The organism is Streptosporangium sp. NPDC051022, from assembly GCF_040683035.1.
In the GTDB taxonomy this organism is placed as follows: domain Bacteria; phylum Actinomycetota; class Actinomycetes; order Streptosporangiales; family Streptosporangiaceae; genus Streptosporangium.
This window is the reverse complement of record NZ_JBFBCF010000021.1, coordinates 157,009-182,059: the sequence shown is the minus strand read 5'-3', so window position 1 is coordinate 182,059 and position 25,051 is coordinate 157,009. Positions and strand designations below refer to the sequence as shown.

Below are 25,051 nucleotides of genomic sequence, written 5' to 3'. Positions count from 1 at the left end.
ACGCCCAGCAACACGACCTACCCGACACCGTCAGCGGCCACACCGAGCTGACCGAAACCAGATAGGAAACACTCCGGGAAACCGGGGGAACCTCACTGGCGTCGCGCTCGCGGTGTGCGCGCTGGCCGTGCTCGGCCTGGCCCGGCCGCGCAGCCACACTCTCAGGCAGCGGCTGGCGTACAAGGCCACCAGCACGGCGGCCCCGGCGATACTCATCTCCACGGGCACCACCTCCCTCTCATCGGTCCGATCCGGCGCCCCGCCGGCAGAAGGGAGTGCCACGAGTCTGCCGATCTGTGACATGCCCAGGTCAGCGCACACTTCGTGTCAGCCCGCCTGTGCAGGCAGGACCGATGCGAAGGCAGTCGTGGGCCTTCTCCAGCTCCGAAGAAGGTCCCTTATCAGGAGCCAGAAACCCGGGCCGACGACAACCGACACGCCCCGGCGCCAACCGGCCAGGACCTATACCCCTGCGGCATCGCCACGGCTACGCCGTAGTCCTTCACCGTGGCCTCCAGGCCCAAGCAGTTAAGACCGAACCTGGAGTTCCCTGCTCCGTGATGAGGGAGCGGGTACGCGCCGCCATCCAGCCCATATCCACCGGATTTGAGTTGGCAGACACGTCAAGAGGCGTAATGGCACCGGTTCCTCGCGTATACCTTCCCGTCTCGCTCACCGCACCCGGCCCATCCGGTAGTGCTGGGCCGACACGACTTTGTCGAGGCTGCTCCCACCCTCCCCGGCGACTCCCGGCTCAGGCTGCCTCCAGCTTCACCCCGCCGCTACGACGGCGAAGAGATGGACGGTCTTTCACCTCCATTCGGATAAACAGCGCCTCGTGGCGCACTAACGACCGTGTCAGGAGCCCCAAATACGGGTGATCTTTGGTCGTTTGCCCGCCTTGACCTGGGATTGTCCGGCAGGATGCGGGGCCATGGGGCGGCAGCCGGTGGGCATGGACGAGCTGGTGGAGCACTGGACGGTGCTCGATGACGAGGCGGACCTGGTCGCGGGGAAGCGCGGCGGGACACGCTTGGGCTTCGCGCTGCTGCTGAAGTTCTACACCCGGCACGGCCGGTTCCCGCGGGGCCGGGTGGACTTCCCGGACGAGGTGGTGGAGTTCGTCGCCCGGCAGATGAACGTGCCTGCCGCCGACTCCCCGTCGCAAGCTGAGCCGCGCCGACCCGCCCGAGCTCACTGCCTGCCGCGATCAGGGACCGCTGTACCCGCACACCGAACAGCTGCCCTTCCGTGTCCTCGGCCGCCGCCACCAGCGTGCGCTCCACCGCCGCGAACTGCCGGTCCAGCACCGCGGTCACCAGGCTGCGCTTATCCAGGAAATGACGGTAGATCGTCTTCTTGCTCATCCCGAGCTCACTCGGAATCGCCGGTGCGGGAACTCGGAGGCCAGTGAGCCGGTGTCCAGTCTCCCTCCGGGTCGGTGGTCTGGCCGACTTCGATCAGATGGCCGTCAGGGTCGCGGATGTAGCAGCGGATCTCGTACGCGTGTTGTTTCGGCGGCGTCAGGAACTGAGCACCTCGGGCGCTCCACTCCTCGTACAAGGGGTAGATGTCCTTGACGCGGATATTGAGGAAACTGCTGACCCGGCCGGAATCGCGCGGCGCCTCCAGGGTGACCGAGGGCTTGTCGTCCGTCGGGCCTCCGCCGACGTTGATGATGATCCAACTGTTGGCCAGTGCGACATATGTCAGGCCTCCAGGGCCGGAGTAGGCCAGCCGGCCGCCGAGCACTTCGGTGTAGAAGCGTCGAGAGCGTTCGACATCGTCCGAGACGATGAAGTGGGCCAGCACAATTCCCTCTGGCGGTGGCGGGAGATCGGCCATCTGGTGCCTCCACTTGTCGGTCTCATGCTCCGTTGATGATGTGCATTGACGGTAGGTTCCCCCATCGAAGTGGCCGGCAATCGCACCGACTCGCCCTCCTGGAAGATTCGCGCTGTTGGCCGCCGGCGCGCCTGTCTACGAGGACCCCGCCAGATCAACGCTTCCCCCGAGCGGCGGGCCAGTCGGCCTCCGGGGAGGATCGGACCGGATTTTGGCGCTGCACGACAAGGGGCCTGCATTCGGTCCCTGAGTACATGTTTTCGTCGAGGTATGACACAGAGCATTGCCCTTGACCTGGGATGGGCGCCCCCCGCCGGGCAGCCGCTGCGCGCGACCGAGCTCGACGCCTTGTCCGGATGCCAAGCTGGCGACCTTGCATCATCACGTATCGCGTATTCGCGCTCTATGGAACTGCGGGCCGCGGGCGTGTCGAGCACGCTCCTGTGCGAGAAGCTCCGCAGGTTTCCTGCAGCCGCCTGGCACGACGACCGGCAACGGCACCAGGCGAGATCTCACATTCCGCGGTCGGCGCACGTCTACCCATCAGAAGAAGGGAAACGTAGATGAGCACTCGACACGTCGTGATCGAGACCAGCCTCGGACCGATCACGCTCATCGCCAAGGGCGAGACGATCGCGGGCCTGTACTTCCGGCACCACGTTCGCCGGCCCGCGCAGGAGATGTTCGGCCCCGAGGTGACCGGCTCCGCGGACCCGCTGCTGGAGGAGGCCGCCCGGCAGGTGCACGAGTACCTGGCGGGCCGGCGCAGGCAGTTCGATCTTCCGCTCGCCGCCGAGGGCGACGCGTTCCAGCACGCTGTCTGGGACATCGTGAAGAGCATCCAGTGTGGTGACACGACCACCTACGGTCGGATCGCCGAGCAGGTCGGAGACCGCAGTCTCGCGCAACGGGTCGGACAGGCCGTCGGCGCGAACCCCCTGTGCGTCTTCGTGCCGTGCCACCGCGTCGTCGGCTCCAATGGTTCCCTCACCGGATACGTCGGCGGGCTGAAACGCAAGCAGGCCCTGCTGGAGCTTGAGGAGCCGCCTGCGGTCAGCGCGGGACGGTTGTTCTGACCGTGACCCTCACGCCTGTCGCCAACAGTTAGTCGTCAATGGGATGGGAATGAAACAACCGTTCGAGAACGTGGTCGCGCAGCACGGCGCAACCGTGCTGCGCGTCTGCCGGGTCCTCCTCGGCCCGCACGACGCAGACGACGCATGGTCGGAGACCTTTCTCTCCGCCCTGCGCGCCTATCCCGACCTGCCTGAGACGGCGAACGTGGAGGCATGGCTCGTGACGATCGCGCATCGCAAGGCGATCGATGTGCTGCGTGTCGCGAAAAGGAATCCCCTGCCCGTCGACGAGGTACCGGAAGCACCGACGGGGCGGGACATCCCGGACTCTGGGGACTCTGACCTGTGGGCCGCGGTGAAAGGGCTCCCGAGCAAACAACGCCAGGCTGTCGCCTACCGCTACGTGGCGGAGCTGGCATACGCCGAGATCGCGGAGATCCTCGGCGGCACCGTTGAAGCGGCCCGAAGAGCCGCCGCAGACGGGCTCAAGAATCTCAGGAAGAAATATCCGGGCGCGACCATGAGAGGAGCATCATCATGAACGACATCCGCCACGATGACAACATGGCCGCCCTGCTGTCGACGCCTGTGGACGCCGGCACGCTCAGCCGGCTCCACCGCCGCCTGGAGCAGGAGGCGGAGCGGGCCGATCTCGTCGACGTCGCGTACACCACCATCGACTCTCCCGTCGGCGAGTTGCTGCTCGCCGCCACCCCGGAGGGGTTGGTCCGCGTGGCGTACGCCCGGGAGGACCACGAGCGAGTCCTGGAAACCCTCGGGCAGAAGATCAGCCCGCGCATCCTGCGTGCCCCGAAGCGGCTGGACGCGGCGGCCCGCGAGATCGACGAGTACTTCGCCCGCCGCCGCCAGGTCTTCGATCTCCGGCTGGACCTCTCCCTGTCGACCGGCTTCCGCCGGCTCGTGCAGACGCATCTGCCCGAGATCGGGTACGGCCAGACCCGCAGCTACCGGGACATGGCCGAACTCGTCGGCAGCCCCAAGGCCGTCCGGGCCGTCGGTACCGCCTGCGCCACCAACCCGCTGCCGATCGTCGTCCCTTGCCACCGCGTGCTGCGCACCGACGGCACGCTCGGCGGTTACGTCGGCGGTCTCGAAGCCAAGACCCTGCTGCTCGACATGGAGTCCGCCGCATGAGCCGGAACCAGTGGCGCGACCGCGTCGAATCCGGCGACTGGCTGGCGATCACCGCCGAGATCGACGAGTACGGCGGAGCCCTCCTGCCGCGCCTGCTGACCCTGGAGGAGACCGTCGAGATCAGGGAGCTGTACGAGAAGGACGACCTGTTCCGCAGCACCGTCAACATGGGCCGGCACCGCTTCGGTGAGGGCGAGTACCGCTACTTCAAGGCCCCCTACCCGGAGCCGATCGAGCGGCTCAAGCAGGCGCTGTACCCGCGACTGCTCCCTATCGCCCGTGACTGGTGGACCAGGCTCGGCCGGCCGGCCCCGTGGCCCGACACCCTCGACGAGTGGCTGGAGATGTGCCACGAGGCCGGCCAGACGAAGTCCACGGCGATCCTGCTCCGCTACGGCACGAAGGATTGGAACGCTCTGCATCGCGACCTGTACGGCGACCTGGTGTTCCCGCTGCAGGTCGTGATCAACCTCAACGAGCCGGGCGTGGATCACACCGGCGGCGAGTTCCTGCTGCTGGAGCAGCGCCCGCGCGCCCAATCCAGAGGCACCGCCACGCTCCTGCCGCACGGCCACGGCTACCTCTTCACCACCCGCGACCGGCCGGTCAGGTCCGCGCGGGGCTGGTCGGCCGCACCGGTACGGCACGGCGTCTCGGCCATCAGGTCGGGCGAGCGGCACACCCTGGCGCTCGTCTTCCACGACGCCGCATGAAGACCTACCTGCTCATGGACGCCGACGGCCGCCTCTACCGGTCTGAGACCAAAGGGCTGTGGGGCGGCCATCGCGGCTCGAAGATCTACGGACGCCTCGACTGCCCCGCCGCGCTGCGCGCCATCGCGCGCGGCTGCTACGTGAAGCACCGGGTCTTCTTCGCCGACGAGGCCACGGCGATCGCGGCCGGGTTCCGCCCCTGCGGAGCCTGCTGCCGCGACCGCTACCAGATCTGGAGGACATCGAGTGATGCAACCCCTGACCAGCCCCCTGCTGAGGACAGCGGCGAGCGATGATATGGGCCCGGCGGACCCGGCGGCCACGGACGCCGAGGTCGCGGCGCTCGTCGCCCTGGCACGCGCCCGAGGCGCCCGCACCCTCGCGATCGGCTCGGGCCGTACCGTCGGGGCCCGCGCGAGCGCCCGCCTGATCGCCTCCGCCTGGGACCGCGTGGGCGGTGCCACCGTCGCCACGATCACCTGGCCCGAGACCGGGGCCTCCTGGCTACGGCAGGCGACCCGGTTTGCCGCCGCCGGCCCCGACCTGTGGGTGATGGCCGGGCCGGTGACCGGCTGGGCCCAGATGACCCGGCGGCTGCTGTGGTCGACGCCGTGGAGCCCCGCACGTACCCTCGCGACCGCGGGAATCGGCGACCCGGGCGCGCTGGCCCTCGTCGGACTGGCCGACCTGGACGGCTTGGCCGGGGCGGACGCGGACGGCACCTCCTGGCTCGTCGCGCACGATCGCCTCGTGCGCCTCACCCGCCCGGAGGTCCGGCGATGAACGCGCTGTTCACCCCGGAGTTCCCCGAACGCGACGGTGGCGAGATCGCCCGGGGGGCCACGCTGATCCGCTCGTGGCTGACGCTGGACCAGCAGAGGTGGATCGTCGGCCAGTTCCGCGCCTGGGCACGCGGTCCGGTCCCGATCCGCGCCGCGAAGGTTCGTGGGCACGAGATGTCGGTGCGCACCGTCTGCCTGGGCTGGCACTGGCAGCCGTACGCCTACACCCGGGAGGCCACCGACGTGAACGGCGCCCGCGTCCTGCCCTTCCCCGACTGGATGATCCGTCTGGGACGGGACGCCCTCCGCGCGACCGGCCACGACGAGGCCGTGGCCCGTTCCTACACGCCGGACACCGCGCTGGTGAACTTCTACGACGTCACCGCCCGCCTGGGCATGCACCAGGACAAGGACGAGATCTCCCGCGCCCCGGTCGTGTCGCTGTCCATCGGCGACAGTTGCACCTTCCGCTTCGGTAACGCAGAAAGCCGGGGTCGGCCGTACACCGACCTGCTGCTCGCCTCGGGCGACCTGTTCGTCTTCGGAGGACCGGCCCGGCTGGCCTACCACGGTGTCACCAAGGTGCACGCGGATACCGCCCCCGAGGGATGCGGGCTCAGCAGGGGCCGGATCAACATCACGATGCGCACGACCGGGCTCGACGGGTGATCGCATGACGAACGACACGAGCGGCACTGACACCGACCCCGGCGTCGTCGTCGGAGACGACGGACTCGCCCGGCCCGCGTGGGCGGCCGCCGCCCCTCTGCTGCGCGACTACTACGACACCGAGTGGGGCATGCCGGTCACGGACGAACGCGGCGTCTTCGAGCGCGTCAGCCTCGAAGGGTTCCAGGCGGGCCTGTCCTGGGCGACGATCCTCCGCAAGCGGCCCGCCTTCCGCACGGCGTTCGACGGCTTCCTCCCGGACGCGATCGCCGCCTACACCGAGACCGATGTCGAGCGGCTGATGGCCGACGCCGGCATCGTGCGCAACCGGCGGAAGATCCAGGCGACCATCACCAACGCCCGCGCCACCATCGCGCTGCGCGAGGAGACGGGCTTGGCCGAGCTGGTGTGGTCCTTCCGGCCCGAGAGCACGCCCCGCCCCCGGACCTTCGCGGAGATCCCCACGAAGTCCGCCGAGTCGATCGCGCTGTCGAAAGAGCTGCGCCGACGCGGATTCGCCTTCGTCGGCCCGACCACCATGTACGCGCTCATGGAGGCGATCGGCATCGTCGACACCCATCTGCTCGGCTCGCACCGCCGGGGCAGCTCCGGAATCTGGGGGCCGTGCCCCTCCTCCACCCCGCCGGGTTCTTAAGCCGGACGCCATCTCACGTTCGCGTCCGGCCGGGCGTCTTCCACGTGCCGGGCGGCGCTCGCCCGGTGCGGCTGACATCGGTCAGCTCAGCATGCCCGCGGCCGCCCCGCGCCCGGCGGCCGCGGGCACCGCCGCAACGGCCGGGCGCGCGGGAGACCTTGCGCATGACCAGTGACCTGGACACGACCTACGACCTGACCGGCTTCGACGCCGGCGGCCACTAGATCGAGACGCACCGCGCGGCCGTGACCACCTACCGTTTCCCGACGCCCGCTCGGTCCAGATCGGCATGGCGGTGGGCGACCTCCTCCGATCCGCCACGCTCTGCGGCGGCATCGACGTGATGCCCTTCACGATCCGCGGCGAGAACCTCGTCGTCGTGGCGTTCAGCGGCTACGAGCCCGCCGGCATCTCGATCGTCGACCCGACCGGCGAGGTCCCGCGCGACGTCGTGACCTGGATGGAGCCGGGCCACGCGCCGTGGGTGGAGCGGGCGCTCAAGGCCGAGCTGCTGCGCAACGCCCGCGAGGCGGGTATCGACCAGGTGATCGTCCGGCGCGGCACGGCGACGGAGGCCGTGTACCGGGCCCTCGGCCTGCACCCCGCCGACGTGACCCATGAGACGCGCCCGGAGGGGATTCCCGAACCTCGCTCAGCGGGCGTCAAGGACAACGAGATAAGCGAGTCCGACATTGTCCGGCAGGGCGTCTCACGAAATGACATTCCCCGGCGTCTTCTCAGTGTCGCTGCCGGCGAAAAGGCGGCGACACATTCACAGAAAAGGACATGTACATGTCGGTTGAAAAGAACAAGGCCATCGTCGGGCGGTGGTTCACCGAATTCTGGGGCAACCCGTGGAACCCCGAGGTCATCGACGAGCTCGCCCACCCCGACATCCGCTTCGAGTACTCGCTGCACCAGCCGATGCGCGGGCGCGACGCGGTGCGCGAGTTCGCCACCAATTTCCGCACCGCGTTCCCTGACCTCAACTTCTGGGGAACCGCGGACCTGATCGCCGAAGGCGACTACGTCGTCGGCCAGTGGGAGGGTGGCGGCACGCACACCGGGCCGGTCGTCTTCGACGACCTTCCCATCGGCTCCGCCCCGGCGGCGTCCGGCAAGACGCTCCGCTTCACCGGCACGTCGGTGCTCAAGGTCCAAGACGGTCTCATCGTCGAGGAACTCGGGCTCGACGACGGTGTGAAGGTCCTGCAGCAGCTCGGCATCATCCCCACCGCCTGAGCTGAGCACCGGACGCCGGCGCGGCGGCCACGGAGCGGCCCGGAGAATGGGGCGTCCTCCGCCCGCCGGTGCGAGGGCTGACTGCTACTGGCCTGTTTGACCGGCCCCACCGCGTTGTGCGGTGGGGCCACCGGCGCTGATCGGCACGGCGCTGATCGGGTCGCCAGCCAGGTGCTCCCTGCGCCAACCTGCACACCGCCGAGTTCCCCGGCGGCGCCGTACGCGGCCAGCTCCACCGCGGCGGCTGGTAGCGGTCACACGAACCCGCCGGCTTCCGGCCTCCGGACCCGGCGGTACCCAGGAAGGTCCTCAATCGGGTCGGGTCGCGCGGATGGCGTAGCCGGTGAGCAGCGCGGTGACGATGTCGGCCAGGCGAGGCTCGACCTCGACGACGGCATGGGCGAGTTCGGGTTCGGTCTCGTAAAAGGCGCGCAGATGGGTGCCGGGAGCGGCCATCTGCCACATGGCTCCGGCCATCGCGGTCGCGGTGGCCACGACGCTTCGCGCCTGGTCGAGCCGCAGCGGTGTGACCGTGCAGAGCGCGGCGCCGACCTCGGCGGCCACCGCGATCGCGTGGACCTTGAAGGCCTTGACCTTCTCCAGCGAGACGTTGACCTCCGGCCCGGCGACACCTTCGTCATCACCCGCCTGTCGCGCGCCGCCCGCTCACTGCGCCCACCTGCTGGATTTGGCGGCGCAGCTTCGCGAGCGCGAGGTCGACCTCCTGGTGCTCAAGCAGGGCATCGACACCTCCACACCGTCCGGGCGCCTGCAGTTCCACATGTTCGGTGCCTTCGACGAGTTCCTCCGGGAGTTCATCGGCGAGGGCACCCTTGAAGGGCTCGCCTCAGCCCGAGTGTGCGGCCGCGTCGGCGGGCGCCCACCGGCCCTGGACGCCCACGGCGTGGAGACGGCTCGCGCGTTGTACGAGATGAAGGGCGATGACGGCAAGCGCCGCTACACCGTCCAGCAGATCGCCGGCCGACTCGGCGTCAGCCGCGCCACGATCGACTGATCGAGCCCACCCGCGATGGCGTGGGTCTGCCTCCGCATGATGGCATCCGTCTCGACACCGCTCCCACGGTGGATCACCTGGGGAACACCGGCTGGAGCGGCTTCGACGCGACGTAGCCAGACCTGTGAAGTTGCTCGACCGGGGTCGCGCCTGTGACGTCCGTCACTCTTCCGCCGGGGTCGAGAACCTTGCCGTGGGGTGCGGGAGACAGCAGGGTGACCGACCGACCTTAAGGAGGGCCGTTGACCGTTGAGACGGCCGAGATCGACGACGCCGAGCTGATCAGGCGATCCGTCGGCGAGCCGGAGCAGTTCGCCACGCTGTTCGACCGGTACGCACGGCAGATCCACCTGTACGCCGCTCGGCGCATCGGCACGCAGGCCGCCGACGACATCGTGGCCGAGACATTCCTGGCCGCGTTCCGGCGGCGTGGCTCGTACGACATGTCGTTTCCGCTGGCACGCCCCTGGCTGTACGGCATCGCCACGACGCTCGTCGCCAGACACAGGCGACAGGAGGAGCGGATGCTGCGAGCACTGGCGCGTACCGGCGTGGATCCCTTGCCCGAACCGATCGCCGACGCCGTGGTGCGGCGGGTCGCCGCGCGGGACAAGGAGCGCGAGCTGGCGGGGGCGCTGGCGTCGCTGTCGCGCGGCGACCGCGACGTGCTGCTGCTGGTGGCGTGGGAGGGCCTCAGCTACGAGGAGGTGGCCCAGGCGCTCGGCATCCCACTGGGGACCGTGCGGTCGCGGCTGCACCGGGCCAGGAAGAAGGCACGGGCCGTGTTGAGAGACGAGGAGCTGTGATGAGCACGATCAAGGACTTCCGGCGGGACACCCCGCCAATGACGGCACAGGCGGAGAGCACCGCCCGGGCCCGGCTTCTGGCCGCGGCGCGTGAGCACGAGCCTCACCGTGAACCTCGGCGCGGGCCGCGGCTCGGCCGACGGCTAGTGCTCGCGGGCGCGCTGGCCGTGGCGATCGGTGCCGGTGTGGTGGTGGCGAACGACCATCCGTCCGTGGTTCCGGTGGCGAGCGTGCGGGAACTGGGCGAGCGGGCCGCTCAGGCCGCCTACGACGACCGCGGACAGGTGCCGAACCCCGGCCAGTGGCTGTACATCAAGCAGCTCCAGGCCCCGCGGTCCGCGGACGGCGGCTATGGCGTCGACCTGTCCAGACGCGAGGTAAGGGAGGAGTGGAACAGCGTGGACGGCCTGCAGACGGCGTCTCTGTTCCCCAACGGCAAGCTGCTGGTACAGGGCAACCACCCAGGACTGAGCGCGGACGAACTGGCCCGCCAACCGGTCACTCCGGAAGGACTACTCGCGAAGATCCGCCAGAAACTGGCGGACATGCACATCACGTGGACGGAAACCGATTCGCCGCCATCGATGGATGAGCGGCTCTTCCAGGCCGTCTACCAGATCATGGGCACCCAGGCGCTACCGCCGGAGGTGCGGGCGGCGCTGTTCCGCGGTCTCGCCACCATCCCTGGGGTGACCGTCAACCAGGACGCCGTGGACGCCGACGGCAGGCACGGGGTCGCGTTCAGCTACACCGGCGGATGGACCCGCTACGACCTCATCCTGGATCCCGTCGATTTCCGCTTTCTCGGCACATACGGAGTAACCGTGCAGGACCGGATGACGGACTACACCGACGGCCCTAACTACGTCATCAAGGCCAGCACGCCGCTTACCCTGACGGCCCTCTTGGAGGCCAAGGTGGTGGACGACCCCGGCCAGAAATGAGCCCGCACCAACCAGGTGACCTCCGCGTTGTGCAGGGCCGAGGCCACGATCCTGGAGATCCGTCCAGACGTCGGCGGTTCAATCCGCTCCTCGCGCATTCGTCCAGGATCGTCCAGTGCTCGACCAGCTCGTCGATGTGCATCGGGGGTGTTTCATGGCCACCCAGCATTGACCAGGCAAGCCACAGCAAGATCAACGCCGTTTGGGGCTCATGACACGTTTCTTACCGGCACCCCAACTACTGGATGCGGCCGTCGACGCCGAGGCGAGCGGCACACCGGCCACACCGCTGGGCGGGGAGTCGGTGATGGTGCGCCTGGGCGCGCTGTTCCAGCTCGCCTTCGACGAAGGTCTGCTCACCCTTCCCGAACCGGCCCGCCGGTAGCCGCACCCGTTCTGCCGCGTTCCCTCGCTCGCCCCGGCCCGGGGCCAGAGCAAGCCGTCAGCGCCGCCCGCGGGCTTGCGGTGCCCGCCCGGGTCGGTGGCCGTGGGGGACTTGCGGGCGGGCAAGCGACGGCTACGCTCTCCGGCCCGGCCAAGGCGAGCAGCCCCAGTCACCGGCCGTGTCTCCTCGCGCGGGCGCGTAGGGGTGTCGCGAAAGTCGCGAAAGTCCGCCGCAGAACCGCCGGGCAGCGACGCGGTCGACGGGCATCGCGTGCGCATGTAGAGACCCTGGCGAAACTGGTGAAACCCACCGCCGAGTTCTCACGCGCGTGTGCGCGCGAGTGCCTCGCGAAACTCTCCCCTGGGTCAGGCCGTGGCGTCCGCCGGACCGTCCTCGCCATCGGCGGCCGCGTCCTGCTCCGCGGTGGGGAACAGCTCCAGCTGCTCGCCGAGCGGCTCGTACCCGGTGAGCTTCAGGCACCGGCGGCACGTCACCGGTCCGCGGTCCGGGTGGGCCGCACCCGGATCCCACCCGCTAACGCCCACTTGACATGCGGGGCCAGGCATCCGCTCGTCAGCAAACCACCGCGTCATGGCCACCTCATGGACGATGCCCGACGACCGGACCCGCAGGTTCGAGCCGTCGGCGTAGGCGGAACGCGCCGCCGCGGCGATCGTGGCCAGCGCCGCGTACACGTCCGGCTCGTCGTCCATCTACAGCCCCACCACCGGGTTCTCAGTCCATTGATCGGCATCTTCCAGATACCCCAGAAGAGCACGGGAGCCATCGGCCCATCCACCGTGGCGGCCGATGCGCTCCAGGGCGTGGCCCTGGCGGCGGGCGGCGGTGGCGAACCCGCGCCGCAACGAGTGGCCACTCCAGTCGCCGGACAGCTTGGCGGCCGCGGCCAGGCGGGTGACGACGTCGGCGACGGCCTCGGCGGTCATCCGGCCGTCCATGTCGCCGATCGTTTTGCCGCGCCGGGTCAGGGGCGGGGCCAGGCGGCCGTGCCGGTCGATGCGCACCAGTAGCGGCCCCGCCGCGCGGCCCCGGTCGGCGAGCGCGGCCACCAGGGCGCGGGTGGCGCGCACCGGGCAGGTCGCCGGGTTGGACCCGTAGGGCACGGCGGTCTCGGTGTGCTTTTTGATCTTTCGCCGGTAGACGGTGGCCACCAGCCCCTCGGCGGTCTCGGCGACGTCACCGATGTTGAGCGCGGCCAGCTCCGAGGAGCGGGCGGCGGTAGCGTAGCCGAGCAGCACCAAGACCGCGTCGCGCATCCCGGCCAGACTCGCCCGATCCAGCGGAGCGAGCATTCGGCGGATCTCGGCCGGGAGCGCCGGGGTGGCCTTGCGCACCTTCGCGGCCGGATCGTGGGCCAGGGCGAGCTCCTCGCGGCGACCGGCCAGCACCTTGCGGGCTCCGGAGGTCTCCGGCGCGGTGAGGTCGGCGGCCTTGTGCATCGAGCGGATCGCGGTCAGGGCCCGCTCGATGCTGGAGGGCGCCAGCGGGCGGCCGGTCTTGGCCGACGAGGTGATGGTCAGGTGGCTGGCGTACTCGGTGACGGTCTGCGCGGTCGCCGGCAGCGCCACCCGGCCCACGCTCGCGCACCAGACGGTGAACGCCGCCCAGTCAGTGGCGTAGGCGCGGCGGGTGGATGTGGGGACGCCAGCCTCGACGGCGGCACGCGCTTGCGGGCTCAGGGTGGGTCGACGGCGGTGTGCACCATGACCACCGCGGCCGCCGCCTCGGCGACATCGCCCGCCACGGCGGGCAGGAGAACCGAGCTCGGGGCGAGGGTGCCGGGTGAAGGGTCGAGGACAGTCACCGGGGTCCTTCCGGGCGGGACGGAACGGGGAAACGCAAGATCGATTCTAGCCCGGTCTGACTCCTGAGAAGGTTCATTATCAGGAGCCAGAACCCCGGACCGACGACAACCGGCACGCCCCGGCGCCGACCGACGGAGACCGCACCTGCGGGCACCGCCGGAGCACTCACCCGGCGTCGACGTGAACGCACAGGGAGCGCTGCTGGTAACCGCCGACCACCTCGGCGCCAACGGCGACCCAGAACAGGCGAGGGTCGCGAAAGTGTCCGCCAAGGCAGACGTTTCCGCGCGACCGTCCTGGGTTACTGGCTCCAGGGTGCCTCGATCTCTCCTTCGGCAGTCAAGCCGAAACGGACAAGCCGCTTGGCGCCGTCCTGATCTCCCGCCTTCTTCCGTAGCCAGGCCAGTGTCCGCAGCGCATCGGGGTCACCGGCATCGACGGCCCGTTGCGCGAGGCGCTCAGCTTCCTCTCGATCTCCCGCCCGCTCCCTCATCTCGGCCAGCCCCCTTAGCACGAAGGGGTAGCCGGTGTCGGCGGCCAGCCGATACAGACGCTCGGCATCCTCCCGATCCCCCTCCCGCGCCTGGGCCAGTATCCACAGTGCGTAGACGTGACCGGTGTCGGCGGCCAGCCGATACAGACGCTCGGCACCCTCCTGATCCCCCGCCCGCTCCCGCGTATCGGTCAGCTCCCACAGCACGTTAGTGTCACCGGCGTCGGCGGCCCGTTGGGCGAGGCGCTCGGCGCTCTCCCGATCCCCGGCCTTCTCCCTCATCATGGCCAGCTTCCCCATCACGTAGGGGTCACCGGCGTCGGCGGCCCGTTGGGCGAAGCGCTCAGCGCCCTCCCGATCCCCGACCGCCTCCCGCAGCTCGACCAGCTTCCTCATCACGCCGGGGTTACCGGCGTCGGCGGCCCGTTGGATGAGGCGCTCGGTCCTTTCCCAATCCTCCGCCTCCTCCCGCATCTCGGCCGGCTCCCACAGCGCGTCGAAGTCATCGGCGTCGGCGGCCTGCCGATACAGACGTTCGGCGCTCCTCCAGGCCACCGTCCCCTTCCGCATCTCGGCCAGCTCACACAGCACGTTGGTGTCACCGGCGTCGGCGGCACGTTGGGCGAAGCGCTCAGCGCCGTCTCGATCCCCGGCCTCCTCCAGCATCTTGGCCAGCCATCTCATCGCGCCGCAGTCACCGGCGTTAGCGGCCTGCCGATACATGCGCTCGGCACCATCTCGCTCCTCCATCTGCTCCCGCATGTCGGCCAGCCACCACAGCGCGTTGGTGTTACCGGCGTCGGCGGCACGTTGGGCGAAGCGCTCAGCGCCGTCTCGATCCCCGGCCTCCTCCAGCATCTTGGCCAGCCACTCCATCGCGCCGCGATCACCGGCGTCAGCGGCCTGCCGATACATGCGCTCGGCACCGTCTTGATCCTCCATCTGCTCCCGCATGTTGGCCAGCACCCTCAGCGCGTGGGGGTCACCGGCGTCGGCGGCGCGTTGGGCGAGGTGGTGGGCATGCCGGTAGCGGCCTCGCACGTATGCCTCATCGGCCAGGACGGTCAGGTCTGTCGACGTATGGGCGTGGCGGGCGGCCGCCTCCCAGAAGGTTGTCGGCGGGCACAGCAGACCGCGTTCGTCGCGGCCGTGTTGCTCGAGGTAGTCGGCCAGCCGGTACAACAGCTGTGCAGAAGGCGGCTCGCCCGGGCGGACCCGGTGTTCGATCAGCGGGCCGGGCAGGCGCCGATGCCTGGCCGTCAGCCGGTCCAGCGCGGTGGTGAACCAGTCCTCCTGCCCGCCGATCTGGTCCCAGGTGTGATCATCCAAGTATCCGGGGGCTGCGTGCTGCAGGAACGGTTCGCTCAGATAGAGGCTGTGCCCCAGCCGGCGGGCATCGATCGCGGCCCACAGCACCGCCTGCTCGGCCGGATCGGCGTGCCGGTAGCGGCGTAGCAGTTCCGGCGCCCCGGCCAGTTCCTGAGTGATCTGCCCGCCCAGCGCCCGCCGGACGGCGACCCGCAACCGGGAATCGGCGTCGACCATCCCGGTCAGGTCCGCCAGATGTCGGTCGGTGAAGCGGTGTGGGCAGGTGATCTCCTCGGCGCGGCCGAGCAGTGCCCGGGCCGCTCGGTGCGGATCGCGGCTGGCGGGGTCGGCGGAGGTTGCGGTCAGCAGGCGCCAGTAGTCCGGCCACATCGATCCCAGCACCAGGACCGAGCCCCGGGAGGCATTGGACAGCAGGGCTTGCAGTTCGGTGGCGACGCTTCCGCCGGCCTGAGGCGCCTGCAGGTAGAACTGGGCCTCATTCAGCCAGATCACCGTCCGCGGGGCCAGAGCGGTGCCGCGCAGGGCCTCCACGACGGCCATCGGCCGCTCCGGCGTCAACGGGTGCCAGATACGCCAGCCGGGCATGACTGCGCGGATGGCCTCCCAGCAGGCCCGCGTCTTGCCTGTGGAGGAGCCCCCAATCACCATCACCAGTCGGCTACCGCCAGCCGCATCGGCCACCGCCGCCCGCAGCCGGTCATCGAACCCCTCCCGCAGCAGGTACGGCGGCAGCACCGCTACAGGTTCCGCCGCACCGCCCGCCGCGGCGAAGGCCTGGTGCACCTCCAAGACCAGCGCGTCGCGTTCATCCAGCTCGCCGATCGCCCGCCCCAGCGGCTCTGGCGCCGCAGCGGGCCAGGCGGGGTCGGGCGCCTTGTCGGCTCGGGCGGCGCGAGCGGCGGTGACCAGCCGTGCCCTGGCCGCCCGCCAGGGCCCAGGCTGCTGGCCGAGCACCTGCACGACCCTTTCCAGGGTTTTTCACCCGGGGGATCGCCGTACGGCCGGTGATCAACGCCTGGACTGTCGCCGAGGCCAGCCCGGCATCGGCGGCCAACCCATGCACCCCGCGTGGATAGCGGTCGAACAGCAACGCCAGTTGCTGGCTGGTGCGGATCCGGTCCGGTTCGATCGCGGCCATCGGCTCCCTCGGGAGTATTCGGAATCGTTCGGAACTCACCTCTACACCGGCAACCGTGGCCTGGCCCTCTGAATAGATTGATCCGTTATCGCCGAATCGTCTCGAAGCCGAGCACCGCCCGGCGCGAGTGTGCTGTCACCAGCCCCCACGCAGGAAGGACACCCCTGGTGAACCGCATACCCCGCACGCCCCGCCCCCGCCGGCCTCACGAGCGCGGCCCCGGCGTCTTCGTGCCGCAGCATGTGATCGTCACCCTGGCCTGCCTGGCCGTGGGCGTCGCGGCCGGGGTGCTGGTGTGGCTGGCCCCGGCCGTGTGGCCACCGGTCGATGCCGCCGTGGCGGTGATGGGATTGTCGTTGGCGCTGTACGGGCTGCGGAGTGGACAGCGCCGCCCCTGAAACAGAAGAGGGTTGGTTATCAGGAGCCAGAACGCTCAGCCGCTAGAACGGGCACCAGCTGCCAGGTACGGTCACCTCGGAGACCTGCAGCCGGACCGTGCGGGGAGGCGCGTTGCCGTACCAGGGCCTGATCTTGGACTTCGCCGGAGTAATGACAGTCCCCTTGAGGGCATCCATCCATGCCTGGTGTGCTGGCCAGGGCTTGGCCGTCGACGCCTGGGCGAACGCGCTGGACGGCCATCCCGTCGGCCGGTCCCTGTACGCGGAGCTGGAACTGGGCCGCATGACCCAGGCACAGTGGAACACGGCCACCGCCATGCTGCTGGGAGTGGACCCGGACAACCTCATGGGCCGCGCCCACGCTCAAGTGTGCGCCGAGCCGTCGATGGTCGCGCTCGCCCGCCGGGCGCGCCAGGCCGGTCTCATAGTGGCGTTGCTGTCCAACTCCTACGGCCGCGATCCCTACGATCCCTACACCGCGACCGGCGTGTGGGACCTGTTCGACCACCACGTGATCAGCGAGGCCGAAGGCATCGCGAAACCGGACCCGAGGATCTACGAGGCGACGCTGGAGCGAATGGGCCTGGCGGCCGGCCAGTGCCTGTTCGTGGACGACACCGCGGCCAACCTCCTCCCGGCCCGGATGCTGGGCATCGACACCGTCCTGGCCGACGGACCCGACACCGCGCAGCGCGTGGCCGCCCTCCTGGACCTGCCGCCTGCGGTATCTACGCCCTGGCCGTAGCCGCCGATCCCAGAACCGGTCAGGTCACTCGGCCGTGAACGCTGCTCTGACGGCCTACGAGACGACCATCCAGTTGGAGATCGAGCGACGTTATGGCCGCCTCGGCACCCCCGTGATGCGGCACGGGGGTGCCTGGCGTAGAGCTCCCGATCAGGCTGATTGAAGCAGGCATGATCAGTATCCGTAGGTGGCGCACAACTGTTCCCGGCGCTGTCGTTGGCGTTCCTCCCAAGAGCGCAGACTGGGATGGCAGTCATCGATGCCGCGACGTGCCTCGGTGCTTCGCCGCAGAAACAGCCGGTGTCGTCGTTCTGCGTCGTGGTGAATCAGCTTGATGTAGCACTGTACGTCAGGACCACACTCGCACAGCTGATCGTGCAGCGCCGTGTCCTCAAAGTCCAATCCGAACAGCGGATCGCGCAATCGGTCGACGACGACGGTGTGCTCGCCTCCGTTGGCCCACAACAGGTGCACGTCATAGCCCTCGCCCGGGTGGGAGTTGATCCACATCTGCCAGTAATCGACGTCGGTTCCATGCAGGAGATGCACACGGCGCAACAATGCGGAGATGAACGCGCTATCGCGGTAGAAGTCACCGCCGATGGCCAGCCGTCGCGGCCAGGCGTCGATGAATGCCCGCTCGGCCGGATGCCACTCAACCGGATGAGTTAGCCACGGCGTCTGAACGTCCTCCCACCAGTACCCCAGACCAACAAGAGCAGCCTTGTCCCAGTCAGCAGGGCGCACCGGAATCCGGATACGGCCGTCGACGCCGGGCCTGTACAAGATGACGTGGTCGTTGCCCGGATGGGCGCGCAACCCGACAACTCCGTAGATCTCCCCGCTGTCGTCTCCAGCGCAAGTGGGCATGATGTGCGCGATCACGTCGGGCAGAAACGGCTTGGCGATGCGTATCACGAGCTCATCGCGGTATGGGGTGAGCGAGGTGACTCCGAACGCGGGAGCCCCGGTCGGCCACGGCGAGTGATCGATCCGACCGAGCTGCAGAAAAAGAGCCGCTTCCAGCGCCGCCTGATCCAGCGAGGCGTGTGGGATAGGCGGGCCGGCCGGATGGAGGCGGCCCAGCGCATGGCGGGCCTGGTTGTGAGTTTCGCCGGTGTAGGAGACACGCTGGCGGGCCAGACTCTGGCGGCGTGAATGCGACATAGCCGTCTTCCTCCCAATACGCTGCCCGGTCAGCGCAGGTTGGTCGACAACTACAGCAACGGTGTGATCGGCGAGATCCCTGGTGTGGGGTGGCGAGGCCCTTGTGTCCTTCGGCGGTCTCATCGACCGGGTTGACCACCGGACAAGGCGCCCACGTCGCCCGGAGTGATCCGGAGCCGATCCTGGCAGGTCCAGGCACACCGCATGTGCAACTCAACAGGGGCCGAGGTCGATTTTCCTCGCCTATTGCTTGCCGTTGGCTCTCCGATCTATCTGGCACCTGCGGAACCTAGTCACTCTTGTCGTCAGGCGTAGCGCCGATGATCTGATTTAGCAGTCCGATCGCGCCAACGGAAAAGGAGCGTCGTCTCGTTGTTGAACATTCTGACTTTTCAACACGTTTTTCCGACACTCCCCGGGCGGGTTCGGATCCTCTGGAGCAGGATTGGTGATCTTGTCTGAGAATCGATCGTTTCTCGAACAGCCGCCGTCCGAGACGAGATCCCCAGCAGGGCCTCAGCGGTTCCGTCTTATCCGCCCGATTTTTCCCGAGTACTACGCCTCGACGACGAAGAACAGGAAGCAGGTGTTGGTCGAAAAGTCATGGAAGTCGTCGGGGAACAGCTCACGGGCGGCCGGATCGGGCTGTGGCTCGCCGATGATGGAAAGACGGAAGCCGGCGGTGGTGAAGGCATCGGTCATCGCGTGCAACGGCCTGCGCCAGAACTTCATTGGGAAGGACTGCCCGTTGAACGTCCAGTCGACGATATAGCTGGTGGTCGCAAAGTAGTCGGGCCGAGACTCTTGGATCGTGAAGGCCGAGAAAGGGTGTTCTACTGACGCGATCAGCCTGCCGCCGGGCCTGAGCACGCGCCGCAACTCGGCCAGCGTCGGCCCCCAGTCCTCCAGGTAGTGCAGCACCAGCGAGGCGACCACGTCGTCGAACGCACCGTCGTTGAACGGCAGACGGTCGCTCAAGTCGACCGCGTGCAGGTCCGCGTCGTCACCGAGCCGCCGCCTGGCCAGCGCCAGCATCCCGGCGCTGGCGTCGACGCCGGTGACGACGGCACCGCGGTCGCGTAGTGCAGCGGACAGGGGGCCCGAGCCGCAACCGGCGTCCAGGATCCGACGGCCGGCCACGTCTCCGGCGAGGGCCAACATCGCGGGCCGCGCGTAATAAGCGTTCACGAGGCTGTCCTCGTTCTCCACCGAGTACGCCTCGGCGAAGCTGTCGTAGTCATTCACCTGGTCCCGATCTGCGGACTGGGCGAAGCTCTCGGAGACCTCAGCTGCACGTTCCATCGGCACACCCTAGCGAGTAGCCATGACCCGCCGGGCAGGCCCTAGAAGATCGCTGAAGACCTTGGTTTGGTCCGTTGCGGGCGAGGTTGGTGGACACGGTCTACTAATCACTCTTAACGAGTCCGCCACCGCGGCAGACTCGGGCCTGACAGCCGCCAGCGGGTGAGCACTCCTAGCTACCGGACCTTGAGTCCCGCCCAAAGATCGTGCCCCCGCTGGTCGGCCGGGAGAGTTGATCGCCGCTGGGATGTCGTGCCCACCCGTGGGGGTGTGAGCACTGCTTGATTAGTTCGCTGACGGTTCTCCCGCAGGCTGCTGAGCATCGAGCGGTATCGAAAACGGGAGGAAGCGTTGCGCCTGTTCATGGGAGATGACTGGGCCGAGCAGCATCACGACGTCGAGTTGATGGACGCCTTGGGGCGCAGGTTGGCCAAGGCCCGTCTGCCCGAGGGAGTGGCGGGGATGACCAAGCTGCACGCGATGATCGCTTCCCAGGTTGGTCAGGAGGCGGACGCCACCGATGTCGAAGTGGTGGTGGGGATCGAGACCGACCGCGGCCCGTGGGTGCAGGCGCTGCTGGCCGCTGGATACACGGTGCTGGCGGTCAACCCGCTGCAGGCCGCCCGCTATCGGGAACGGCTGGCGTGTCGGGCGCCAAGAGCGACGCGGCCGATGCGCACATGCTGGCCGACATGGTCCGCACCGACTCCCACCAGCTGCGCCCGGTCGCCGGCGACAGCGCCGAAGCCGAGGCGATCAAGGTGGTGACACGGGCGCATAAAACATTGATCTGGGAACGGACCCGCCACGTTCAACGGCTACGGCACGCTTTGCGCGACTATTTCCCCGCCGCCCTGGAGACGTTCGAGGATCTGGACGCGGCCGACACGTTGGAGTTGCTGGCCAAGGCCCCGGATCCCGCGTCGGCGGCCAAGCTGACCATCGGCCAGATCAGCGCCGTGCTCAAACGAGCTCGCCGCCGGAGCGTTGCCGACAAGGCCGCCGCGATTCAGGCCGCACTGCGCACCGAGCACCTGGGGCAGCCCGTGTCCGTGACCACTGCCTACGCCGTTGTCGTGGGTTCGGCGGTGGCGGTCCTGACCGTGCTGAACCAGCAGATCAAGGCCTTGCAAGGGCAGGTGGAGGAGCATTTTGGTCAGCACCCGGACGCTGAGGTCCTCCTGTCACAACCGGGGCTGGGACTGGTTCTCGGCGCTCGGGTGCTCGCAGAGTTCGGCGACGCCGAAGGCCGCTACGTCAGCGCCAAAGCACGCAAGAACTACGCCGGCACCAGCCCGATCACCCGGGCATCCGGTAAGAAGAAGGTGGTGCTCGCCCGCTATGTGCACAATGACCGGCTCATCGACGCCCTCGATTCCCAAGCCTTCACCGCCTTGACCGTCTCACCCGGTGCGCGCGCCTGCTACGACCGGCTCCGCGCCCGCGAGGTGGGGCACCGAGCAGCACTGCGCCAGGTCGCCAACCGGCTCGTTGGCATCCTGCACGGGTGCCTCAAAACCGGCACCCTCTACGACGAGACCACCGCCTGGCCACATCGCAACGAAGCCGCCGCTTGACACCCAAAGCCCTGGGATGTCTTTGCGGCTGGGGACACCTTCGGGAGCGGAGGGCCCACCTGGTGTGCCTGCCCGGCAAGGCTCCGCGCCGCAGAGGTGTCATCGACCGTCATACCGATCATCGTTTCCCGAGCAGGCGACGCCCGCCAGCATCGGGCGCAAGTCAGCAAAACTTCACACGATCCGCATTCTGTGAGATCCAGCCAGCCCGGGACGACACCTGCCGACACGAACCGTCAGGAGCCGTTTTTGGGTTTGCAGAAAAGTGCTCTTGTGCTGCAGGGTGTCGCCTCAGGCGGGCCGCCACCAGGCATAGCTTGCCCGGCTATGCCTCGGACCGGCCTATGGTTCCTGGATCGCACACCTTGGCCGGATCATCGGGCGGCGGGCGGATCATGGTGTGGTCTGCCCGCCGTGGGTTGTGCTCCTGGGTCTTCAGACCGCGCGCAACTGGCTGGCGGTGTGCAGACGGGGGGGCGTTGCCGTGGCCTCTGGCCATGCGGATCCGGCGCCAGGCCGTTGTCCAGCGGACCAGTTCCGCTTCATTGCCTCCGCATCCGTGGATGAAGGCCGTGACGACTTTGAGCGAGGGCAGGCGGATGGGTTTGTTGACGTTGAGCGCCTCGCACAAAGTGCTGGCCCCCACGCTCCGGCCGGCGTTGATGGCGATTTCCCGATAGGACGGCTCACCAGCCCAGATGTGGAAGTCCCTCATCAATTCGAGGAGTTCTTCCTTGGTGGTGGCTATCAGCGGATCGGGCTTCAGTTCATAACCGAGCGCGTCCTCACGCAGAGGGGGCAAGGTGCCCTTCGCTTGGAAAGCAGCCTCTGTGGGGGCGGCACCCGCCTGCGGAGTGGGAGAGCCTGATTTTCTGGTCTCGGGATCCTCGGGCCCGAGATGCTGTCCCGATCGCAGCTGAAGGTCTCTCAGCCGTTCCCAGGAGTAGCGGATGTCGAACCGCAGGGTAGGAACGGCGTCGCATGCCTCCAGGAGGCTTTCGAGTACCTCCTGGCGCGGGATCAGGTGTCCGCTCATCATGGCCGACAGGCGGGTTGCCGGTATCCGCGCCTGGTTGGCTATCTGGCTCATCTGCAGACCGCTGGCACTGACCATCCGCCGCAGGAGGTCGCTCAGCACAGCCCGTTCCATGGCGAAGCTATCTTCCATGGTGACCTGCGGCGTGGGCGGGCCAGTGGGGGAGTCCGCCCCCATCAGAGGGCCTTTGGGAGGGGCGCTGCGGGCTTGGTGAGCTGGAGCACCGTGCCGGTCATGGTGGTGACCATGAGCACAATCACCTCGACGGCCATGCCGAGCAGGTGGGCGGTGACCACGAAGAACAGCAGGACGATGATGAGGATCAGCCGCCACTCGGGGGAGTCTTCGGCGCAGGGGATGCGGATGCAGGGCGGCGCGTACACGCGCAGCACCACCTTTCATGGGCTCGTATGCCTGACCAGGCAGGGGGAAAAGACAGCGCGGCCCGGGGTTGCAGCCCTCGTCTGGCCTCGCGTGTAAGTCATGATGCCGCACAGCTTGAGCCGAATCCGCCTTTCCAGAAAATCAGACAAAATGAATAAAAATCCCTTCCTTCAATAAAGCCGTCTTTTGTCTTTTCGGATCTGTCCTGGGCTGTCCGTCAGCCTTCAAAGGTGTCCGGTGGTGTTCAGGCCCGTTCGAAGGTGTTCGGGCTCTTCAGAAGCGCCTGGTGCAGGCCAGCACAATGACGTCATGGCGGGAACACCGCGTATGCGGTTCGGTGTTGTCCGCCTTGTCCTGCCTCGGCAGGACCCTTTGATGTCGCTCTTGTCCTGACCAGGCAGGGTGTCAAAGGTCTCCCGGGGGTTCGCCGTTGCAGCGGTGAACCCCCGCTTCGTGTTTCACGGTTATCAGGAGCCAGAAACGCAGGCCGACGACAACCGGCACGCCCCGACGCCGACCGACAGGGACACACCGCGGGCGCTACCGGGTCATTCACCCTGCGTCGACGTGGGCGCACAGGCGACGCTGCTGGTAACCGCCTGGCACGTCAGCGCCGACGGCGGCCCAGAACGGGCGAGAGTCGCGGAAGTGACCGCCAAGGGTGTGCCAGGACAAGCCCGGGTTCTCGGTGCGCAGCGCGGCCAGTCCGGCACGGGCCAGACCGCACCGCTGGTAAGGCGGCGGCGTGTACGGGTGCTCGACCCAGGCCAGACGGCAGCGACGGCAAATCCGATAGTCGACGGCGAACACCGACTCGCCCTCGAGGTAGGCGGCTCGGCAGCGCCAGCCGGTCCGCTCGGGCGAGACGGTGTCCTGCCACGGCGTGCCCAGCACCGGCACGACCGGCCAGCCCCGGCGCCGGCCGAGCCGCCCTCCGGTGATCCATTGCAGTACCTCGCGCCAGGGTTGCCGCCCCGACGCGCGCCCCACCTGGTGTGCCTGCCCGGCCAGGCGCCGCGCCGCAGATGCGTCATCGACCGTCATACCGATCATCGTTTCCCAGGCGTGCAACGCTCGCCAGCGATGGGCCTAGACCGGCGAGAACTGACGGATCCGTGTTTTGCAAACCTCGAGATCGCCGTGCCGTACGGCGCCAACCCGGCCGTGTTCCCCTGCCGATCGCTCGCCTTTTGCGGCCAAGCAGGGGCCGGCGGGACCACTCGCTGGAACAGATCCCCACCTCCCACCGCCGAAAGAACACATCCACGGCATTTCCAGCAAGCGATCACGCAGGAGTCCCGCTCCGCGTAAACCAACCCCGCAGAGCTCACGATGTCAGCTGCTGAGCCGGGTGAAGACCATGGCGTGGTCGGAGGCCGGGTCATCGCGGCGGGCGGTGGGAACCTCGGTCACCGAGGGCAACTCGTCGTCCGGGCCGGCGCCGTTGAGCGGGCGCAGCGTGTGGACGTCCTGGGCGCGCGTGAGGAGGGCGTGGGAGACCAGCAGGTGGTCGATGAGTTCGCGGCGGCGCTGGAACACCCGGGAGAAGCGCTCACCGTCCGGGATGCGAGGGGCCAGGTTCCACAACCGGGCCTTGTCGCCCTGGTCGGGCTGCTCAGCGCCGGGGGTGCCGAGCAGGATCTGGGTGGTGGCGGCCTCCGGCTCGTCGTTGAAGTCGCCCAGTACCACGATCTGGCGTGCCGGTCCCTGGCCGTCGAGCAGTTCGTCGGCCAGGGCGCGCACGGTGACGGCCTCGGCGGCCCGCCGGTAGAGGGCGTAGGCGGCCACGCGAGCCCGCTCCCCCTCATCGTGGGGCTGGAACCGGGACCGCCCGTTCGGCTCAGGCGGGAAGGACAGCAGCTTGCTCTTCAGGTGTGCGGCGATCAGGTCGATGGTGCGGCCGTCGGGTTCGGTGACACGCACGGCCAGGGCGCCGCGGCCCATCTGGTGGGCGGTTGTGCCGTCATCACCGGCCTGGATCGGGCTCAGCTGCGCGGGGAAGGTGGCGCGGTCAGCGAGGACTTCGAATGGGAGCCGGGGCAGGAAGCCCACCCGGATGGGATGCCTGGCATCGAAGATGCCGGAGGTGACGTGCTGCCAGCCGTTTCCCAGGTGATGGGCCAGTTCGGCGAGTGCGTCGGGATCGCCGATCTCCTCCAGGGCCAGGACGTCGGCGCCCGCGGCGGTGATCGTCGCGACGAGCCCCTTGAGCTTGGCGTCGTAGGCGGCTTGGCTGGTCGGGCCGAACCCGTTTCCCGGTTTGAATAGATTTTCCACATTCCACGTTCCGATAACCGTCATCGCTGATTCTCCCGTTTGATGTGTTTTCGCATGTAAAGGTGAACGTGAGCAGAAGTCCCTGAATCAGA

General features: G+C 68.5%; 29 protein-coding genes and 2 pseudogenes. 17 read left to right on the top strand and 14 right to left on the bottom strand.

Annotation, left to right across the window (positions count from 1 at the left end):
• Positions 1-934: 934 nt before the first annotated feature.
• The gene (locus AB0N02_RS30070; RefSeq protein ID WP_363953255.1) at positions 935-1,414 is read left to right on the top strand and encodes a DUF4158 domain-containing protein; all 480 of its coding nucleotides are present in this window, start codon (positions 935-937) and stop codon (positions 1,412-1,414) included.
• Here AB0N02_RS30070 and AB0N02_RS30065 read toward each other — a convergent pair.
• The gene (locus AB0N02_RS30065) at positions 1,375-1,845 is read right to left on the bottom strand and encodes a VOC family protein (RefSeq protein WP_363953253.1); all 471 of its coding nucleotides are present in this window, start codon (positions 1,843-1,845) and stop codon (positions 1,375-1,377) included. The two genes, AB0N02_RS30070 and AB0N02_RS30065, sit on opposite strands and share 40 nt — an antisense overlap.
• Before the next feature lie 563 nt (positions 1,846-2,408).
• Between AB0N02_RS30065 and AB0N02_RS30060 the strand changes: the two genes are divergently transcribed.
• From AB0N02_RS30060 to AB0N02_RS30025, 8 genes are read left to right on the top strand one after another with little or no spacing between them, the layout of a single operon-like run.
• Positions 2,409-2,921: a methylated-DNA--[protein]-cysteine S-methyltransferase gene (locus AB0N02_RS30060; RefSeq protein ID WP_363953251.1), complete on the top strand. Its 513-nt coding sequence runs from the start codon at positions 2,409-2,411 to the stop codon at positions 2,919-2,921.
• 49 nt (positions 2,922-2,970) lie between these two features.
• A complete protein-coding gene (locus AB0N02_RS30055) occupies positions 2,971-3,462 on the top strand; it encodes an RNA polymerase sigma factor (protein ID WP_363953249.1) in 492 nt (163 codons plus the stop codon).
• Positions 3,459-4,076 (top strand): methylated-DNA--[protein]-cysteine S-methyltransferase, encoded by a 618-nt coding sequence (locus AB0N02_RS30050; RefSeq protein ID WP_363953247.1) that lies wholly within the window; start codon positions 3,459-3,461, stop codon positions 4,074-4,076. Before AB0N02_RS30055 ends, AB0N02_RS30050 begins: the two co-directional genes overlap by 4 nt.
• Positions 4,073-4,789, top strand: a complete 717-nt coding sequence (locus AB0N02_RS30045) for a 2OG-Fe(II) oxygenase (protein WP_363953245.1) — start codon at positions 4,073-4,075, stop codon at positions 4,787-4,789. The genes AB0N02_RS30050 and AB0N02_RS30045 overlap by 4 nt, the downstream gene beginning before the upstream one ends.
• Positions 4,786-5,085: an Ada metal-binding domain-containing protein gene (locus AB0N02_RS30040; protein ID WP_363953243.1), complete on the top strand. Its 300-nt coding sequence runs from the start codon at positions 4,786-4,788 to the stop codon at positions 5,083-5,085. Before AB0N02_RS30045 ends, AB0N02_RS30040 begins: the two co-directional genes overlap by 4 nt.
• Before the next feature lies 1 nt (position 5,086).
• Positions 5,087-5,572: a hypothetical protein gene (locus AB0N02_RS30035; RefSeq protein WP_363953241.1), complete on the top strand. Its 486-nt coding sequence runs from the start codon at positions 5,087-5,089 to the stop codon at positions 5,570-5,572.
• Positions 5,569-6,240 (top strand): alpha-ketoglutarate-dependent dioxygenase AlkB, encoded by a 672-nt coding sequence (locus tag AB0N02_RS30030; protein ID WP_363953239.1) that lies wholly within the window; start codon positions 5,569-5,571, stop codon positions 6,238-6,240. Before AB0N02_RS30035 ends, AB0N02_RS30030 begins: the two co-directional genes overlap by 4 nt.
• A gap of 4 nt (positions 6,241-6,244) precedes the next feature.
• Positions 6,245-6,895 carry a DNA-3-methyladenine glycosylase I gene (locus AB0N02_RS30025; protein WP_363953237.1) on the top strand — a complete coding sequence of 217 codons (651 nt, stop codon included), beginning with the start codon at positions 6,245-6,247 and terminating at the stop codon, positions 6,893-6,895.
• A gap of 253 nt (positions 6,896-7,148) precedes the next feature.
• On the opposite strand, the gene AB0N02_RS30020 is transcribed toward AB0N02_RS30025, so the two are convergent.
• Complete coding sequence (locus tag AB0N02_RS30020; RefSeq protein ID WP_363953235.1) at positions 7,149-7,514, bottom strand: hypothetical protein; 366 nt, start codon at positions 7,512-7,514, stop codon at positions 7,149-7,151.
• Positions 7,515-7,687: 173 nt separating this feature from the next.
• Here AB0N02_RS30020 and AB0N02_RS30015 point away from each other — a divergent pair, with 173 nt between their 5' ends.
• A complete protein-coding gene (locus AB0N02_RS30015; protein WP_363953233.1) occupies positions 7,688-8,137 on the top strand; it encodes an ester cyclase in 450 nt (149 codons plus the stop codon).
• 309 nt (positions 8,138-8,446) lie between these two features.
• On the opposite strand, the pseudogene AB0N02_RS30010 reads toward AB0N02_RS30015, so the two are convergent.
• Positions 8,447-8,743 (bottom strand): annotated as a pseudogene (locus AB0N02_RS30010) (hypothetical protein); the annotation flags it as partial.
• Between AB0N02_RS30010 and AB0N02_RS30005 the strand changes: the two are divergent.
• The 4 genes from AB0N02_RS30005 (at position 8,625) to AB0N02_RS29990 (ending at position 11,287) form a co-directional block, all read left to right on the top strand.
• Positions 8,625-9,152, top strand: a complete 528-nt coding sequence (locus AB0N02_RS30005) for a recombinase family protein (protein WP_363953231.1) — start codon at positions 8,625-8,627, stop codon at positions 9,150-9,152. The pseudogene AB0N02_RS30010 and the gene AB0N02_RS30005 overlap by 119 nt on opposite strands.
• 242 nt (positions 9,153-9,394) lie before the next feature.
• Positions 9,395-9,958, top strand: coding sequence for an RNA polymerase sigma factor (locus AB0N02_RS30000; RefSeq protein ID WP_363953229.1), 564 nt, complete (start codon positions 9,395-9,397; stop codon positions 9,956-9,958).
• Positions 9,958-10,902, top strand: coding sequence for a CU044_5270 family protein (locus AB0N02_RS29995; RefSeq protein ID WP_363953227.1), 945 nt, complete (start codon positions 9,958-9,960; stop codon positions 10,900-10,902). The genes AB0N02_RS30000 and AB0N02_RS29995 overlap by 1 nt, the downstream gene beginning before the upstream one ends.
• A 211-nt stretch (positions 10,903-11,113) precedes the next feature.
• Positions 11,114-11,287: a hypothetical protein gene (locus tag AB0N02_RS29990; protein WP_363953225.1), complete on the top strand. Its 174-nt coding sequence runs from the start codon at positions 11,114-11,116 to the stop codon at positions 11,285-11,287.
• Positions 11,288-11,652: 365 nt separating this feature from the next.
• Here AB0N02_RS29990 and AB0N02_RS29985 read toward each other — a convergent pair whose 3' ends face one another.
• The 4 genes from AB0N02_RS29985 to AB0N02_RS29970 form a co-directional block, all read right to left on the bottom strand.
• The gene (locus tag AB0N02_RS29985) at positions 11,653-12,000 is read right to left on the bottom strand and encodes a hypothetical protein (protein ID WP_363953223.1); all 348 of its coding nucleotides are present in this window, start codon (positions 11,998-12,000) and stop codon (positions 11,653-11,655) included.
• Positions 12,001-12,876 carry a tyrosine-type recombinase/integrase gene (locus AB0N02_RS29980; protein WP_363953221.1) on the bottom strand — a complete coding sequence of 292 codons (876 nt, stop codon included), beginning with the start codon at positions 12,874-12,876 and terminating at the stop codon, positions 12,001-12,003.
• A gap of 107 nt (positions 12,877-12,983) precedes the next feature.
• Positions 12,984-13,112 (bottom strand): hypothetical protein, encoded by a 129-nt coding sequence (locus tag AB0N02_RS29975; RefSeq protein WP_363953219.1) that lies wholly within the window; start codon positions 13,110-13,112, stop codon positions 12,984-12,986.
• A gap of 302 nt (positions 13,113-13,414) precedes the next feature.
• Positions 13,415-15,895 (bottom strand): hypothetical protein, encoded by a 2,481-nt coding sequence (locus AB0N02_RS29970; protein ID WP_363953217.1) that lies wholly within the window; start codon positions 15,893-15,895, stop codon positions 13,415-13,417.
• Between the two features lie 345 nt (positions 15,896-16,240).
• On the opposite strand from AB0N02_RS29970, the gene AB0N02_RS29965 reads away from it, so the two are divergent.
• The gene (locus tag AB0N02_RS29965; protein ID WP_363953215.1) at positions 16,241-16,471 is read left to right on the top strand and encodes a hypothetical protein; all 231 of its coding nucleotides are present in this window, start codon (positions 16,241-16,243) and stop codon (positions 16,469-16,471) included.
• A gap of 42 nt (positions 16,472-16,513) precedes the next feature.
• Here AB0N02_RS29965 and AB0N02_RS29960 read toward each other — a convergent pair whose 3' ends face one another.
• A complete protein-coding gene (locus AB0N02_RS29960; RefSeq protein ID WP_363953265.1) occupies positions 16,514-16,648 on the bottom strand; it encodes a hypothetical protein in 135 nt (44 codons plus the stop codon).
• On the opposite strand from AB0N02_RS29960, the gene AB0N02_RS29955 reads away from it, so the two are divergent.
• The gene (locus AB0N02_RS29955; protein ID WP_363953213.1) at positions 16,623-17,216 is read left to right on the top strand and encodes an HAD-IA family hydrolase; all 594 of its coding nucleotides are present in this window, start codon (positions 16,623-16,625) and stop codon (positions 17,214-17,216) included. The two genes, AB0N02_RS29960 and AB0N02_RS29955, sit on opposite strands and share 26 nt — an antisense overlap.
• 174 nt (positions 17,217-17,390) lie before the next feature.
• Here the strand turns inward: AB0N02_RS29955 and AB0N02_RS29950 are convergent, their stop codons facing one another.
• Positions 17,391-18,383: a hypothetical protein gene (locus AB0N02_RS29950; protein WP_363953211.1), complete on the bottom strand. Its 993-nt coding sequence runs from the start codon at positions 18,381-18,383 to the stop codon at positions 17,391-17,393.
• A 555-nt stretch (positions 18,384-18,938) separates the two neighbouring features.
• On the bottom strand, positions 18,939-19,685 hold the full coding sequence (locus AB0N02_RS29945; protein ID WP_363953209.1) for a class I SAM-dependent methyltransferase: 747 nt from the start codon (positions 19,683-19,685) through the stop codon (positions 18,939-18,941).
• Between the two features lie 363 nt (positions 19,686-20,048).
• Here AB0N02_RS29945 and AB0N02_RS29940 point away from each other — a divergent pair.
• A pseudogene (locus AB0N02_RS29940) lies at positions 20,049-21,262 on the top strand (IS110 family transposase).
• A gap of 325 nt (positions 21,263-21,587) precedes the next feature.
• Here AB0N02_RS29940 and AB0N02_RS29935 read toward each other — a convergent pair.
• The 4 genes from AB0N02_RS29935 to AB0N02_RS29920 form a co-directional block, all read right to left on the bottom strand.
• Positions 21,588-22,430: a helix-turn-helix transcriptional regulator gene (locus AB0N02_RS29935; RefSeq protein ID WP_363953207.1), complete on the bottom strand. Its 843-nt coding sequence runs from the start codon at positions 22,428-22,430 to the stop codon at positions 21,588-21,590.
• Positions 22,431-22,474: 44 nt separating this feature from the next.
• Positions 22,475-22,690 carry a hypothetical protein gene (locus tag AB0N02_RS29930; RefSeq protein WP_363953205.1) on the bottom strand — a complete coding sequence of 72 codons (216 nt, stop codon included), beginning with the start codon at positions 22,688-22,690 and terminating at the stop codon, positions 22,475-22,477.
• A 544-nt stretch (positions 22,691-23,234) separates the two neighbouring features.
• Positions 23,235-23,672, bottom strand: coding sequence for a hypothetical protein (locus tag AB0N02_RS29925; protein WP_363953203.1), 438 nt, complete (start codon positions 23,670-23,672; stop codon positions 23,235-23,237).
• 345 nt (positions 23,673-24,017) lie between these two features.
• Positions 24,018-24,983: an endonuclease/exonuclease/phosphatase family protein gene (locus AB0N02_RS29920; RefSeq protein WP_363953201.1), complete on the bottom strand. Its 966-nt coding sequence runs from the start codon at positions 24,981-24,983 to the stop codon at positions 24,018-24,020.
• Positions 24,984-25,051 lie beyond the last annotated feature (68 nt).

Coding starts and splice junctions, on each gene's coding strand:
- AB0N02_RS30070 (WP_363953255.1), top strand. CDS start 935: ATGGGGCGGCAGCCGGTGGGCATGGACGAGCTGGTGGAGCACTGGACG.
- AB0N02_RS30065 (WP_363953253.1), bottom strand. CDS start 1,845: ATGGCCGATCTCCCGCCACCGCCAGAGGGAATTGTGCTGGCCCACTTC.
- AB0N02_RS30060 (WP_363953251.1), top strand. CDS start 2,409: ATGAGCACTCGACACGTCGTGATCGAGACCAGCCTCGGACCGATCACG.
- AB0N02_RS30055 (WP_363953249.1), top strand. CDS start 2,971: ATGAAACAACCGTTCGAGAACGTGGTCGCGCAGCACGGCGCAACCGTG.
- AB0N02_RS30050 (WP_363953247.1), top strand. CDS start 3,459: ATGAACGACATCCGCCACGATGACAACATGGCCGCCCTGCTGTCGACG.
- AB0N02_RS30045 (WP_363953245.1), top strand. CDS start 4,073: ATGAGCCGGAACCAGTGGCGCGACCGCGTCGAATCCGGCGACTGGCTG.
- AB0N02_RS30040 (WP_363953243.1), top strand. CDS start 4,786: ATGAAGACCTACCTGCTCATGGACGCCGACGGCCGCCTCTACCGGTCT.
- AB0N02_RS30035 (WP_363953241.1), top strand. CDS start 5,087: ATGGGCCCGGCGGACCCGGCGGCCACGGACGCCGAGGTCGCGGCGCTC.
- AB0N02_RS30030 (WP_363953239.1), top strand. CDS start 5,569: ATGAACGCGCTGTTCACCCCGGAGTTCCCCGAACGCGACGGTGGCGAG.
- AB0N02_RS30025 (WP_363953237.1), top strand. CDS start 6,245: ATGACGAACGACACGAGCGGCACTGACACCGACCCCGGCGTCGTCGTC.
- AB0N02_RS30020 (WP_363953235.1), bottom strand. CDS start 7,514: ATGGGTCACGTCGGCGGGGTGCAGGCCGAGGGCCCGGTACACGGCCTC.
- AB0N02_RS30015 (WP_363953233.1), top strand. CDS start 7,688: ATGTCGGTTGAAAAGAACAAGGCCATCGTCGGGCGGTGGTTCACCGAA.
- AB0N02_RS29995 (WP_363953227.1), top strand. CDS start 9,958: ATGAGCACGATCAAGGACTTCCGGCGGGACACCCCGCCAATGACGGCA.
- AB0N02_RS29990 (WP_363953225.1), top strand. CDS start 11,114: ATGACACGTTTCTTACCGGCACCCCAACTACTGGATGCGGCCGTCGAC.
- AB0N02_RS29985 (WP_363953223.1), bottom strand. CDS start 12,000: ATGGACGACGAGCCGGACGTGTACGCGGCGCTGGCCACGATCGCCGCG.
- AB0N02_RS29955 (WP_363953213.1), top strand. CDS start 16,623: ATGACAGTCCCCTTGAGGGCATCCATCCATGCCTGGTGTGCTGGCCAG.
- AB0N02_RS29960 (WP_363953265.1), bottom strand. CDS start 16,648: ATGGATGCCCTCAAGGGGACTGTCATTACTCCGGCGAAGTCCAAGATC.
- AB0N02_RS29950 (WP_363953211.1), bottom strand. CDS start 18,383: ATGTCGCATTCACGCCGCCAGAGTCTGGCCCGCCAGCGTGTCTCCTAC.
- AB0N02_RS29945 (WP_363953209.1), bottom strand. CDS start 19,685: ATGGAACGTGCAGCTGAGGTCTCCGAGAGCTTCGCCCAGTCCGCAGAT.
- AB0N02_RS29935 (WP_363953207.1), bottom strand. CDS start 22,430: ATGGAAGATAGCTTCGCCATGGAACGGGCTGTGCTGAGCGACCTCCTG.
- AB0N02_RS29920 (WP_363953201.1), bottom strand. CDS start 24,983: ATGACGGTTATCGGAACGTGGAATGTGGAAAATCTATTCAAACCGGGA.